This window comes from Pseudomonadota bacterium (assembly GCA_039193195.1).
Lineage (GTDB): Bacteria > Pseudomonadota > Gammaproteobacteria > Steroidobacterales > JBCBZW01 > JBCBZW01.
On the sequence record JBCCWS010000014.1, the window covers coordinates 23,148 to 36,467 of the forward strand.

Annotated in this window: 11 protein-coding genes; 5 read left to right on the top strand and 6 right to left on the bottom strand. The window is 63.9% G+C overall.

Features of this window, described 5'->3' with window-relative positions:
- Positions 1 to 80 precede the first annotated feature (80 nt).
- The 3 genes from AAGA68_13155 to AAGA68_13165 all read right to left on the bottom strand — a co-directional run bounded on the left by AAGA68_13155 (position 81) and on the right by AAGA68_13165 (position 5,318).
- On the bottom strand, positions 81 to 2,978 hold the full coding sequence (locus tag AAGA68_13155; protein ID MEM9386006.1) for a S8 family serine peptidase: 2,898 nt from the start codon (positions 2,976 to 2,978) through the stop codon (positions 81 to 83).
- A gap of 791 nt (positions 2,979 to 3,769) precedes the next feature.
- Entirely contained in the window at positions 3,770 to 4,366 is a 597-nt protein-coding gene (locus AAGA68_13160; protein ID MEM9386007.1) for a hypothetical protein, read from the bottom strand.
- A gap of 82 nt (positions 4,367 to 4,448) precedes the next feature.
- Entirely contained in the window at positions 4,449 to 5,318 is an 870-nt protein-coding gene (locus tag AAGA68_13165) for a hypothetical protein (protein ID MEM9386008.1), read from the bottom strand.
- A gap of 356 nt (positions 5,319 to 5,674) precedes the next feature.
- Here AAGA68_13165 and AAGA68_13170 point away from each other — a divergent pair, with 356 nt between their 5' ends.
- The 3 genes from AAGA68_13170 to AAGA68_13180 all read left to right on the top strand — a co-directional run bounded on the left by AAGA68_13170 (position 5,675) and on the right by AAGA68_13180 (position 9,873).
- Positions 5,675 to 6,646 (top strand): hypothetical protein, encoded by a 972-nt coding sequence (locus tag AAGA68_13170; protein ID MEM9386009.1) that lies wholly within the window; start codon positions 5,675 to 5,677, stop codon positions 6,644 to 6,646.
- 166 nt (positions 6,647 to 6,812) lie between these two features.
- Positions 6,813 to 9,467, top strand: a complete 2,655-nt coding sequence (locus tag AAGA68_13175) for an ATP-binding protein (GenBank protein ID MEM9386010.1) — start codon at positions 6,813 to 6,815, stop codon at positions 9,465 to 9,467.
- Complete coding sequence (locus AAGA68_13180; protein MEM9386011.1) at positions 9,442 to 9,873, top strand: response regulator; 432 nt, start codon at positions 9,442 to 9,444, stop codon at positions 9,871 to 9,873. Before AAGA68_13175 ends, AAGA68_13180 begins: the two co-directional genes overlap by 26 nt.
- 24 nt (positions 9,874 to 9,897) lie before the next feature.
- On the opposite strand, the gene AAGA68_13185 is transcribed toward AAGA68_13180, so the two are convergent.
- From AAGA68_13185 to AAGA68_13195, 3 genes are all read right to left on the bottom strand, one after another.
- Positions 9,898 to 10,425, bottom strand: coding sequence for a DUF885 family protein (locus AAGA68_13185; protein MEM9386012.1), 528 nt, complete (start codon positions 10,423 to 10,425; stop codon positions 9,898 to 9,900).
- 173 nt (positions 10,426 to 10,598) lie between these two features.
- Positions 10,599 to 10,727, bottom strand: coding sequence for a hypothetical protein (locus tag AAGA68_13190; GenBank protein MEM9386013.1), 129 nt, complete (start codon positions 10,725 to 10,727; stop codon positions 10,599 to 10,601).
- Between the two features lie 27 nt (positions 10,728 to 10,754).
- Positions 10,755 to 10,955 (bottom strand): hypothetical protein, encoded by a 201-nt coding sequence (locus tag AAGA68_13195; GenBank protein ID MEM9386014.1) that lies wholly within the window; start codon positions 10,953 to 10,955, stop codon positions 10,755 to 10,757.
- A 141-nt stretch (positions 10,956 to 11,096) separates the two neighbouring features.
- Between AAGA68_13195 and AAGA68_13200 the strand changes: the two genes are divergently transcribed.
- Both AAGA68_13200 and AAGA68_13205 read left to right on the top strand, forming a co-directional pair.
- Positions 11,097 to 11,771: a response regulator transcription factor gene (locus tag AAGA68_13200; GenBank protein MEM9386015.1), complete on the top strand. Its 675-nt coding sequence runs from the start codon at positions 11,097 to 11,099 to the stop codon at positions 11,769 to 11,771.
- Positions 11,752 to 13,182: a HAMP domain-containing sensor histidine kinase gene (locus AAGA68_13205; protein ID MEM9386016.1), complete on the top strand. Its 1,431-nt coding sequence runs from the start codon at positions 11,752 to 11,754 to the stop codon at positions 13,180 to 13,182. The genes AAGA68_13200 and AAGA68_13205 overlap by 20 nt, the downstream gene beginning before the upstream one ends.
- Positions 13,183 to 13,320: the final 138 nt, after the last annotated feature.

Below are 13,320 nucleotides of genomic sequence, written 5' to 3' on the forward strand. Positions count from 1 at the left end.
CGTCGCCCGTACGCGCAGGCTTCGCGGCCGCGGGCGGGAACATCACTGCTGCCCACCCGCTGACCGCCGCAGTCGGTCACTCAGTCGTCCGCAAGACTACTCCCCATCGCGCCCGCTGAATTCAGCGGCACCAGGTCACGAACCGCATCGGACCACAGGTACCCATCGGACCACAGGTAGGCATCACTCCACAGATACCCGTCACTCCACAGGTAGGCATCGGACCACAGATAGCCATCGCTCCACAGGTACGCATCACTCCACAGGTACCCATCGCTCCACAGGTAAGCGTCGGACCAGAGGTAGCCGTCGCTCCACAGGTAGGCATTCGACCACGCTGGGTGTCCCCAAAGGGCGGCCGTGTTTTCGATCAGGGCCGTGGCACCATCGTTGCTGCGCGCAAGGCGCGGCGACAAGGCCTGGCCTGAGATCCAGCCGCTCTCGTCCATCGCACCCTCGATGTCGAGCACGCCAGCGCCGGTCTCGAGAATGGTGCCCTGCACCTTGCGCGCGGAGCGCATCAGCCGCGCCTTGACCGTGCCAGGGTTCAGCTGCGGATCCTTCGACAGCATGAGCACTACCGCACCGGAGGCCATCGCGGCCGCCATGCTGGTGCCTGACAGTTCCAGGTAATCAGACCCGTTGCGCCGATCGAGGTAGTCCACGTAAAGCTGCGAGTACGCACCGACGGAGGCGACCACTCGATTGCCCGGCGCCAGCAGATCAGGTTTCAGGTAGTGATCGACCAGCGTGGGCCCACGCGAGGAGTAGGTGGACACGTAATCATCGCCAAGCTCGGGGGTATTCTGATCGGTGATGGAGCCAACCGTGATCACCTTCGGCGAGTTGCCTGGGCTGGTGATCGTAAAGTTGCCGTCGCGACCGTAATTTCCTGCCGAGGCCACGACGACCAGGCCCGCATCCCAGGCGGCCTCTACCGCACGCACCAGTGGATCGGTAGACGCGCTCTCGAGCACGGCCTTGCCAAGGGATAGGTTAACCACGCGAATTTTCTCGTCATCGGCATTCGCCAGCACCCAGTCTAGTCCGGCGATGACGTCTGAGGTATAGCCACGTCCTTCGCCGTCGAGCACGCGAACGGAGACGATTCCCGCGCCAGGCGCGATGCCGCGATGGTCGAACAAGGTGGTCGGCGACGCGGCGACGATGCCTGCCACGTGCGTACCATGCCCCTTTTGATCGTAGCCATCGACGTCACTGGCCGTGACATGAATCTCCAAGTTGTCGATGCCCAGCATGCCTTCGCGATTGGGATTGCCTCCCGGCCCCTCAAGGCTCCCAGGCGCCAGCACACGGAAGCGCAGCTGGGTCTGCTCGCTGGCGTAGGGCAGCAGATCAACGCTGAGGGCCCTGTCGTGGACGACCCGGTCCATGACGAAGGTCTCGAGCGTTGACCAACCTGCGCCGCCGTCCGATGACGCCTCCAGCGCGATCGTGCCACCGAGCGTATGCGAGTAGGTGAAGCTCAGCTCCGCGCCGGCGGCGCCGGCAAGATTCATCTTGCGCACCACCGCATCGTTCGCATCGCCAGTCTCGACCTGGAGGCAATCACCGCTCAGACATAGACCGAAATCGTTGTCCACCTCTAGGAATCCGCGCAGAGCGCCATCACTCTCGCCCACCTCGATCCAGCCGGACGCGAAGCTAAGGGTTCCGTTGTTATTGCTAAACACGCGGGACGTGAAGATGTCGCGAAGGGTGCCGCTCTCGGCATCCTGCACACTAGCACCTGCGGCTACACAGGCTTCTTGGGGCAGCACCGCATCGATACGGAGGTTGTCGATGCCGAGCACGCCGAAGCCAGAACTCGCATCAGAAGACGAGCGCACGATACGGGCACGGACCGTCGTATCAGCGCTGGCAAAGCGCGAGATGTCCATGCTAACGCCGGTCACGCCATTGGCCTGCTCGAGGCGATAGCTCTCGAGAGTCTCGAAGGCGTTTCCATCCGCCGAGATCTCGACCACCACCTCACCCGTGCCAGCGGCGTTGCCCACCATGTAAGAGAGCGTGGCATCACCCGCCCCGGCGATATCAAAGCTGCGGCTGGCGCTTCTGCCCACCTGGCGAGCCTCTAGCTCCAGGCAGGCGCCCGCAAGACAGGCGCCGTAGTAGCTGTTGACTTCGATCGACCCGTTTCTGACGCCGTCGGACTCACCGCCCTCGACCCAAGCTCCGTTCCAGGCGTGATCACCGTTACTGCCGTCGAAGGCCCGCACGTCGAATCGGTCCTCGATCGAACGGGTGGCGCCGCGTGCGCCGGCGGTGCAGTCGGCTCGAGCCGTGACGTTGAGGTCTTGGTGATCGGAGACGCCGGTGTCGAGGACGGCGACACGCACATCATCAGCCGGACTGTAGTTATTGGGGGATAGCAAGCCCGGGCGACGCACCGCGTGACGTTTGATCCACGAAGCGCCGGCAACCGGCTCATCGAGGGCAAGCAGATCGATATCGCTGCGAAGGCTCAGCTGCGCAAGCGCACTCGCGGGCAACTCGAGTTCCGCGATGCCAACCGCGGGGAAGTCGCGCAGAACCCGCGCGTTGATAGCGGCGAGGGCCGCTTGTTGTGGCAGAGCATCGTAGGCACTGAGCACTCGGACCAACCCGTCGCCCCCCTGCCAAGCCAGCGCCGCCACCGCGTTGCTCATCTTGCTCGTCTCACCGGGCACGTCGGCACCGGTGGGCGGTCTTGGCAGCGCCGGCGACTCCGTATCGCTTGCCTGAGACCAGGGGAACCCTTGCGGCATTGGTACGGTCGTGACAGCCGTGGCCGCAAGGTGCGTATCGGCTTCCTCGTTGCTGGCCAGCACGCGGGTTGAATCAGGCGGCACCGCCGCTACCGGCACCGGGGCCGGGCGTGCGCGCTTTACCGAATAATTTTGATCGCTAGTCGCGAGCCATGTCGCGGGAACAGCAAGGGTTACCAGCACCAAGGTGGTGGCAGTGCGTATGCGCATCGTCTGTCTCCAATTCCGCTGGCTGCCACGGGCAGCTGTAAAGGCATGGAGAGTATTTGAGCAGCTCGTGCCCTGGACACGCTGGCGATCTAAGGTCGAGTTCGCGCGCGTCCACGTGAAGTAGCTCACATAGTTGTCGGGTTAAATTCGCCGGATCGACTAAACATGTGCGAGCGTCGAGGCGCGCGCGGTTACGCCCCAGTGAACATCAACCGCTGCTCCCCCGCCCACCTAGTGTGCTGCCCCAGAAGTCCGTTGAAAATACGCACGGGGCCTTTCGTTCCTGGGTGCGGCGCGACGACGAGCGTGGCAGGCCCCACGGGAGGAGGAGCAACGTACTCAGGGGCGAGAAGTACCCGCGTATTTTTCAACGAACTTCTGGGACAGCACACTAGCGCCAGCGGATCGAGTTGCTGACGCAGTGATGCGTCGATAGCGCAGCCGAAGATCGGCAGCGACTCAGTCCCATATCCGGTGGTTAACGTTGCCATGATCTGCTCACCACGCGCGACGCTTGCGGCAGGATGATCAAAATAGCCCCCCAGATAGAGCAGCTCGCCGCGCCTGTCTGTGACCAGCAAGGCGTACGGGGAACTGACACCCCGGACACTGGTCGGGCTGAGCGAGGTAAGCCGCCAGTGCCGGGGCACCACCGGGAAGAGGGGAGTACAACCCCGTCCCTGGGGGTGTGGATATTCTTCCCTCGCAGACGCACCGGCGCCCACGTATCGCTATAGGCGTGGGCCGCTTGAAAACCGGCTCACCGCAGGCGCGGATTCGCGCACCCACGGCTATTGAAGAAACTGCTCCCCGCCGTAGTCAGGGCATTGCTCCACCGGTGTCGGCAGGTCCGTCACCGACGCTGTGGGCGTCCAGCATTCATCGAAGACGGAGCAAAAGCACACGTCCACGTCGATCCGCTCGCGGTTGCCCAGGATGAGCTCAACCACCTCAGGATCGCGCGACTGGAACACCTCGATGAGCTCACCTGAGCGAACCAAGCGCCCAGCGATCTGGCTTTGACCGTAACGGTAATCCGCCTCGGCACCGAGCGCCGTCAGCATGGCTCCCCAGTCAGTCTGTGCCACCTCGTCTACCCGGACCCGCATCGCGCGCACTCGGGCTGGACCGATACCGTTATTCACCGCCAAAAAGGTGAAACGCGCATCCTCTCCCGCCTCGTTGTAGCTCTGGGCGAACACGAGATCAGGCAGTACGCTCGCCAACTGCTGCTTGCGCACGGCATCGGTTTCCGTCAACGCCGCCCACAGGGCGACCGCGCCGGTGAACAAGCCCGCTAGGGCGAGGATCGTTTGCAGCACGGAGATGCGCACGAAGATCCCTTCGGCGCGTGACAGGGTCTGCTCGGGCCTAGACTCGTTGACCATAAAGGTACCGTAAGGGCAGAGACGATGCTCGCCAGCTTACGGCAGTCCTTTCGCGGGCCCAACCCCGCCTAGGCACGGTGCATCAATGGTGGAAGTTGGTCGGGATCTGATCGCCATCCTGAGGCTCGAGGAAGGCGCTGAAGAACAGGTTCTGACCGCAGCCTGCCGGCACCCCGGCCCCGTAGTAGTCGTCTTGGTCGATGTCCACAGTGGTCGGAAACCACGGCTCCGGCCCGGCGTACATGAGATCCGAAGGACTATCGCCCACGTGCGAGGGCGCCGCCGCGTTGTAGCGCGGTGCACAGGGATCGACGAAGGCGAGGATGTGCAATACCTCGTGGGCGGCGACCCATTCCCAGAAGCCCGGCGTGTCATCGGCGCCAGCGAAGCGGCTGCTCTCGCAGCCGCGGGTGCCGCTTGGGGTCCCCTTGAGGTACAGGGCGGCGACAGGGTCACCGGTGCCCAAGGCGGGGCCGCTGCCGCACGCGGCGTTGTTGGCTCCCTCGTAGTACACCAGGTAGGCCTTTTGCGCGTCGGTGAAGCCGGCGCTGAGGACATCCGTCTCGAGCGCGTCGCGCGCGAAGACGCCCTGCTCCGCGTAGAACGCATCCTCCCGTGGCAGGGCCAGGTAGGTCACATCGAGTTCGCCTTCGAGATTGAGGTCATAGCGAATCGTCTTGCCGCCGCTGGCGTCCTCGAAGAAGCGGTTCGATGCGGCCGCGGTGCCGGCGATCGTGCCGTCGCGGTCGAGTTCCCGGTCAATGCCGTCGGCAGGCACGGCGTAGATCACGTGGACTTGATAAGCATCGACGATCAAGTCGGGCTGGTCGGCGGTTTGCCGAGCGGCAAGGACCGGCGGCGGCGGCGCAGGCGGCTCAGGTTCGTCCATGAGCGATGCGCTCGGTGCTGCACCGCCGCCGCACCCCACCAGCATGGAGGCGCAGATAAGCATCGTGACTGCGCGTAAGCCCCTGCCCCAAAGTGCATCGCCCGGGGGAGGGATAGCCGGCATGGTGGCGGCCAATGAGGTCGTATCGGCTCGAGTAACAGGTAGCAACACGCGCTTGCCTCTCTAATGGAAGTTCATAGGCCAGTCAGTGTGTTCTGGCGCGCATTCCTCTCACTCAACCATCGACATAGGCACCCATCAGCCACAGCAGCACGGGGCGCGACCGCCCAATCGGCTCTGGCGGTCACCCTCAGGGTTGCCGCGACGATCGCCGGAACCGTTACTATCCGAGCTGCTGGCCCGAAGAAGGGCATCTCACGCGGTCTCCGACATTACGGATAATCTAAGGAGTCAGTCTCATGAAGTACTACTCAGCCATCGTAGTTTCGCTCTCCGTCGCGCTAGGGCTCGCCCCTGCCCTCGCCCACGACATCGCCGCCGACGACCGCGGCTGGTATCGACGGGGCCTGCACAACCCCACCAATATGAACTACCTCACCGGGGATGCGGTCTCCGGAGACCCCACCTATAGCTTCTTCGTCTTCAACCTGGACGGCGTAAGCGAGGAGATCGTCGGCGCGAGCCTGCGCTTGCGTCTAGAGGACAACGGCCTGGTCAGCGATCAGGGCTTCGAAACCCTCGCCCTCAATGAGGTGACTACCGACATCGACGCACTCATCGGCGGCACCGGCGGCATGGCTGGGTTCGAGGACCTGGCAGACGGCCCGCAATTCGGCGGCGTCACGGCGAGCGGGCGCGATCGCGACGCCACCATCACGGTGCCCCTGAACGCCGCGGGCTTGGCCGCCCTAAACGCCAGTCGCGGTGAGCGGATCGCCATCGGCGCAAGCCTCGTAAGCGCAGATAACGAGGAGAGAATCGAGTTCCTGTTCGGTTTCTCAGGATCGGTGAGCTCGGACACGCGCCTGATACTCGAGACCGCCGACGCAAGCGTCGGCGGCAGCGTTGCGGGGGGCAATGCCCTAGTGGCTTTCTGCGAGAACCTCAGCGACCCGCAGTCCGTGGTCATCCCCCTGGCCGAGAACATGGCGGTTGAAGCGTTTGACTGCGAAGCCGCCGGGCTCAACGTGACCCCAGGGGATCAGCTGCGCATCCTCGTGCGCGCCAACGTGCCCGGCAACGAAGGCAACCGCTTGAACGGCACGGTGACGGGCCTCAGCGTGACCGACCCGGTCGTCTGCGCCAATGACACGCGCGACGAGGTGTCCGGTTGGGTGGTGACGGGCATCATCTGGGACTGCGTCCGTTCGGGAATCCCGCTCATCGGGAATGACTCAGTCCGACTGGTAATCACCGGCACGGCGAACTGAGCGGGCCCGAGCCCTGAGCTCCGAGCGCAGGCGGCCGCCACCACGGGCGCCGCCTGCGCTTGGCCCTCGTAGACACGGGACGGTCTGCTCGCCGATCATGGCGGGCTGATGCGTCGCGGCGCCGTTCGATGCCGCACGCGCTCGCGTTTACGAGGACCCCCCGACCGTGAGCCAAGACCCAGTCTCGGGCCAAGCCCTGACAGACGCCGAGCTTCGTGAGGCCATCGAGCGCTGCGATCGCGAACCCATACATATCCCCGGAACGATCCAGCCCCACGGATACCTCTTGGGGCTTGATGAGCAGCGTACGGTTCGCTTCGTCAGCGCCAACTGCGTAACGCTGTTCGAGCGTGAGCTAGCAGATCTCATCGGCCTTTCGGCATCGGTACTCTTCGCCGAGCAAGACCTGGAGGGCCTGGAACAGGCCCTGGCCGGCGCCCTCGCCCCCGTACGCTACCGGGAAGTCCAGCCGCGCAATGGGCGCGGCAGCTTTCACGCAGTTATGCACCGCAGCGGACCGGGTCTGATCCTCGAGCTGGAACCTGCGGGCGAGACCCAAGCCAGCGGCGCGCCAAGCCCGCAGGATCTGTTCGCGCGCGCCGCCCAGTTCGCCACCCGTCTGCAGCAAGTAGAGAGTCAACACCAGCTGCAGGCGTACGTGGTGAACGAAGTGCGCGCCCTGACCGGCTTTGACCGAGTCAAGCTGTATCGCTTCGATGAGGATTGGAACGGCGAGGTGATCGCCGAGAGTCGCGCCACCCACATGGTGAGCTACGAGGGTATGCGATTTCCCGCGTCGGACATCCCGCGCCAGGCCCGCACCCTGTATGCGAGGAACTTCCTGCGCCTGATCCCCAACGTGAGCTACGCGCCAGTCGCCTTGGTGCCAGGCGATCGCTGGCCGAGCGAGTCCGAGCAAGTCGATCTCACCCACTCGGTCCTACGCGCCGTCTCGCCGGTACACCTCGAGTACCTAGCCAACATGCAGGTGGCCGCCTCCATGTCGATCTCCGTGATGCAAAACGAGAAGCTGTGGGGGCTGATCGCTTGCCATCATTCGCAACCGCTACACGTGCCCTATCCCATGCGCATGGTGGCCGAACTGCTGGGCCATACCTTCTCCGCCGTGCTCAGCAATAGCGCCCGGCACGCTGCCCAGACCAGCACAAGCCATCGCGAAGCCACTGTCCGCGAGCTCACCGCCGCCCTGAGCCCAGACGAATCGCTGTTGAAGGCCATGAAGTCTCAGCACCAAAAGATGCTGGATGCGGTGGACGCGGACGGCATGATCCTGCGCGTGTCGGGCAAGTACCTTGCCTTCGGCCAGATTCCCGAGGTGTCCTTCACGCGCGAACTCATCGCGTGGCTCGAGGCCCACCACGACAAGCGGGTGTTCGTCACCGACTCGATTGCGCGCGATACGGCCCTCATCACCGCCGCGCAGCCCTTCGCCAGCGGCGTCCTCGCGGTGCCCGTTAGCGCCTCGATCGAGGACTACGTCATGTGGTTTCGCGAGGAACAATCCGAGCAGGTCAACTGGGCGGGGCGCCCGGAGAAGCGTATCAGCCGCGATGCCGCTGGCTTCCACCTCTCACCGCGGGCGTCCTTCGGTCGCTGGCGCCAGGTAATCCGCGGGCGGTCCCGGCCCTGGGAGCCAATGGACATTACCCTAGGCACGCGAATCGCTGACATCGTGCTCGGCAAGCGACAGGAAGCGTCCCTACGCCAAGCACGCTATGATTTCCGTTCGGTACTGGACAACGCCAACGCCTACATCTTGATCACTGACCCGCTGGGCAACATCATCAGCCTCAACAGCCGCACGGTGGAGGAGTTCGGCCTGGACGGACCCTCGATTACAGGCAAGCCGCTAGGTGAGGTACTGCCCGAGGAATTCGCCAGCGCCCTGGATGAGCACCGCGAGACCCTGCGGCGCGAGCCGCAAGCTGTGAGCTTCGCCGTGAGCTTCCGCTCACGCTCATGCAACGTTCACCTCATCGCCTCCCAATTCCCCCTCTACGATGCCTACGATGAGATCTACGCGATTTGCAGCATCGCCAACGACATCTCCGAGTTGCGAGCGACGCAGCTAGAACTGGAACACGCCAACACCGAGCTCGAGCAGTTCGCCTACATCGCCTCGCACGACCTACGCGCCCCCATGCGCAGCATCGACAGCCTCGCCGAATGGATCGCCGAGGACCTGCAGGGACAAACGCCTGAAGAGGCCACCGACAAGCTCGACATGCTGCGCGGTCGCGTCCAGCGGCTCGAGGCCCTGCTCGATGACATCCTGCTCTACTCGCGCGTCGGCAAGATGAAGGAAGCACCCCGGGAAGTTGATGTGGGTGCTCTGCTCCGCGAGGTGATCGCAGAGGTGGCTGCGCCTGAGGATTTCACGATTTCCGTAGCTCCGGAAATGCCCACGCTACAGACAGCTGCCACGCCGCTACGGCAGATCTTTGGCAATCTCATCTCCAACGCGGTCAAGCACCATGACAAGATCGCTGGCACCATCGAAATCGCCGCCGCTGACAGCACCAACGATGAGGTCACGTTCTCGGTCACCGACGATGGGCCTGGCATCGACCCTCGCTACCACGAGCGCGTGTTCAAGATGTTCCAGACGCTGAAGTCGCGCGATGTGGTGGAGGGCTCAGGCCTGGGACTTTCTATCGTACAGAAGCTCGTGCGATGGCAGGGTGGGCGCTGTTGGATCGACTCGCAAGCCGGACGACGCGGTACCGGCGTGCACTTCACGTGGCCGAGGCACTACCAAACGAAAGGAGCATCCGGTGGCACCGCAGGCAACAGGGAGTAAGGAGGTTCACATCCTCCTGGTGGAGGACGATCAGCTGGATGTAACGCTGCTCAAGCGCTCCTTCGAAAAGGAGAAAATCGCCAACCCTATCTCCGTCGCCGCCGATGGCATTGAAGCCCTGGAAATGCTGCGAGGAGGTCTCATTCCCAAGCCTTATCTCATCCTCCTCGACATCAACATGCCCCGCATGAACGGCCATGAGTTCCTGCAGGAGGTCCGTCAAGATTCCGATCTGCACGATGCCATCGTTTTCGTGCTGACCACCTCCAACGATGAGGAAGATCGCTTCCGTGCCTACGATCGCAACGTCGCCGGCTTCCTCGTCAAGCAACACTCGGGCCCGAGCTTCCTCAACGCAATCAGGATGATCGATGCCTACTGGCGCGTGGTGCAGTTCCCTAGCTAGGGCGAGCGGGCCTGGTACGCAGCGTCAGTTCCCGCCCCACGCACCAAGGCTGAGCAGCGCCCACCACATCGTCGCCACTTGGTTGTCACGGCCGGTCATCTCCCAGCGGATGAGCGAGATCGGAATCTGCTCCGATGCGCGAAAGCGATCGTGGAAGGCACCCAGATCGAAACGCCTACCGCGCTGCGACGCCACCTCGGCCAGCAACGCTTCCAGCTCAACCTTACCCATGTAATAGCCGATACCGTAGCCTGGCTGGCGCAAGTAAAGCTCTAGATCGAAGCGGGCGATCGCATCGTTCGGCCCCATCCAGTAGGGCGTTCGGGTGGTGAGGGAGTCGAGGGCCTGGGCGTAGGTCCACGCGTTCTTGTGCATCTGAAGCTCCGGCATCACGCGCGCGGCACGCTTGGCTTGCAAGATGTAGTGGATCTCGCGAGTCTTCGGCCGATCGCTGAGCAAGCCCGTCTGCAGGATCATCTCCTCAAGGTACATGGCCCAGCCTTCAGCCCGGATGCCGCTGATGAAGTACAGGCGGGGATCGCCACGGATCAGACGTTTGTCGCGGCGCTGCTCTAGTGTCCTGAGTTAGAAGTTCGTGGATGAATTCGCGGCACCCTTTCGCCCCTGAACGCGTTGCTCTTCCTCCCGTGGGGCCTGCCACGCTCGTCGTCGCGCCGCGCTCAGGGATAAAAACTCGCGTGCGAATTCATCCACGAACTTCCAACTCAGGATACTAGGGAATCGAATAGGTGCCCTGGCACGTTGTGGGCGCGCAGGGGAATCGGCCAATCCTGATCGTCGATCGCATCCAAGCCGGTGCGAAGCTCGATCAGTGCTTGGTGCTGAGCCCGCATCGCCGCCAGCGAGTAGTCCGCGACTCCCTAGTGCCATTCGCCCTGCGCCAGCGCGCGAAAACGCTCGTAGAGGGTGAGCAGCTGCCGATAACCCGCGTAGCTCTCACCGACATCGGCCGCAGCCGCTCGCGTGGGCAACCAAGGTGACTCCGGCTCTGCCCACACGGGCGACGAGCAAGCCCCCGCAACAAGCAACACAGCAAGCGTGCGGCCCCAGTTCCTTCGCATCGCGCCTGCCATCCCCGCATGATTGAACTCAAGCGGCAGTCTACGTGAGCACGCGGTCGCCATGCGCACCGGAGACCTCACAAAATCGTATGACACGCCCCTGGCGGCGGTGACTTACCATCTTCCCATGAGAGATGCGCCATGAATGTCCTGCTGATCGAAGACGACGACCAGACGGCTGCGTTCATCTGCCGCGCCCTAGAGGAGGTCGGCGAGAGCGTGACGCGATGCTCCAGCGCCCACGAGGGCTTGCTGAGCGCGGTGGATCCGGCGATCGACATCATCATCTTCGATCGCCTGCTGCCGGGCATGGATGGCCTGGACGCCGTGCGCGTGCTGCGCCAGTCGAACGTGAAGACCCCGATCCTCATGCTGACGGCCCTCTCGGGCATCGACGACCGCGTCGACGGTCTGAACGCTGGCGCCGACGACTACATGGTCAAGCCCTTCGCCTTCTCCGAGCTCCACGCGCGCCTGCGTGCACTCCTTCGCCGTCAACCCATGGTGGATACTCAACTGCAGCTGCGGGTGGGCGCGCTCACCCTCGATCGCACCACCCAGCAGGTGGCCCGAGACGGCACACCGATCGATCTGCCGCCCCGCGAGTACCGCATCCTTGAATACCTCATGGACCACGCCGGTCAGGTGGTCACGCGCACGATGCTGCTTGAGAAGATCTGGGGCTTTCGCTTCGACCCGAAGACCAGTCTGGTACAGACCCACGTGAGTCGTCTGCGGGCGAAGGTGGACAAGCCCTTCGGCCACGACCTCATCAAAACCGTCCGCGGCGCTGGCTATGTCATCTCCGACGCGTGAGCGGCTGCTGCACTCGGCCGTGTTGCGCCTCACGATGCAGGCGGTGGCGGCGTTCATCGTGGTGGCCATTGGCCTGGGCGCCCTGCTCGGGGCCTGGCGACTGGCCGCAGTCGATCGAGACGAACGCGAAGACCTGGAGGCTACCGCGCACTTCCTACGGGAGGTCTACGAGGAGGCGGGCGTCGCGGGCCTGATCGAGGAGCTGCGCGACGACGAGGGGCTCCTGTGGAGCGAATGGCACACCTTGCTGCGGGTGTGGGAGCACGAACCGATCGCCCTCCTCCTCGACGAGAACAGCCCCCGCGTCGGGTATGCAGAGCTCGATGACGTGGATGATTGGGCGTGGCAGACCCTGGCGCTAGAAGATGACGACGGCGGCGACAACACCGTGCGGGTGCGCACCCTCAACGTACCGCTGGCGCGAGATCTTCACGTCATCGTCGCGGCCGCGCGCGGATGGCACTACGAAGCCTATCGCGATGGCCTTAGGGCCGGCCTGTTCTGGCTACTCGGCATTGCGCTCCCCCTGTCCCTGATCACCGGCTACACGATCAGTCGCCTGGTGTTCGGTCGGCTCCAGGCACTCTCGGCGGTGGCCGCGCAGATCGGTGAGGGGCAGCTCCACCGGCGTGTTCCCCTGCGCGAACCAGCTGATGAATTCGATCGCTTGGGGGCGAGCTTCAATCTCATGCTCGACCGCCTCGAGGCCTTGCATCGGAACATCCAGGACGTGTCCGTCGGCATCGCTCATGACCTCAAGACCCCGGTTACCCACTTGGATCAACGCTTGCGCCTGCTCGAACACGATCTAGACGAGCGTGATCTGGCGCTCGAGCATCTGGAGCAAGCGCACTCGGAGATCGCCAGCCTCCTGCGCACCTTCGAGGGGCTCTTGCGCCTAGGTGAGATCGAATCGGGCCGGCGGCGTACAGCGTTCACGCGTGTCGATCTCTCCCAACTGCTGATCGACCTTAGCGAGAGCTTCGAGCCGGTCTTCACCGAACACGAGCGAGCCCTCGAGCACTCGATCATCCCCGGCATCACGATCCAGGGCGATGTGGACCTGCTCACGCAGATGGTCACCAACCTCCTGGAGAACTCCGTGGAGCACGGCCGCCCCGGCGGCCGCAGCTGGCTACGCCTGCAGACCTCTGCCCGAGGCGCCGTGTTGCAGGTGGGTGATGATGGCCCAGGCATTGCGCAGGAACATCACGCGCAGCTATTCGACCGTTTCTATCGCGCGGACAAGAGTCGTTCCACGCCGGGCAACGGGCTGGGGCTGAGCATCGCCCGCGCCGTCTGCACGCTGCACGGCGCGCACATCGAGGTGCAGCCGGGGCAGCCAGGCGCGGTGTTCGATATCCACTTCATCGAACCGGGATCGCCCACGCCGCATGCGCGTGTCGCCTAGCGCTCTACGGTTCGCGCCAGCGCGTAATCCATACGATTCCGTAAGCTCGCTGCCGCCGCTTCGTAAACCAATCTCTCCGCGCTTGTTGCTAGAAATACTCCAGACGAGTCGCTGACCGCACCGGTCGCCCCTGAAGGA

Coding starts and splice junctions, on each gene's coding strand:
- AAGA68_13190 (MEM9386013.1), bottom strand. CDS start 10,727: ATGCGGGCTCAGCACCAAGCACTGATCGAGCTTCGCACCGGCTTGGAT.
- AAGA68_13195 (MEM9386014.1), bottom strand. CDS start 10,955: ATGCGAAGGAACTGGGGCCGCACGCTTGCTGTGTTGCTTGTTGCGGGG.
- AAGA68_13155 (MEM9386006.1), bottom strand. CDS start 2,978: ATGCGCATACGCACTGCCACCACCTTGGTGCTGGTAACCCTTGCTGTT.
- AAGA68_13200 (MEM9386015.1), top strand. CDS start 11,097: ATGAATGTCCTGCTGATCGAAGACGACGACCAGACGGCTGCGTTCATC.
- AAGA68_13170 (MEM9386009.1), top strand. CDS start 5,675: ATGAAGTACTACTCAGCCATCGTAGTTTCGCTCTCCGTCGCGCTAGGG.
- AAGA68_13160 (MEM9386007.1), bottom strand. CDS start 4,366: ATGGTCAACGAGTCTAGGCCCGAGCAGACCCTGTCACGCGCCGAAGGG.
- AAGA68_13205 (MEM9386016.1), top strand. CDS start 11,752: ATGTCATCTCCGACGCGTGAGCGGCTGCTGCACTCGGCCGTGTTGCGC.
- AAGA68_13165 (MEM9386008.1), bottom strand. CDS start 5,318: ATGCTTATCTGCGCCTCCATGCTGGTGGGGTGCGGCGGCGGTGCAGCA.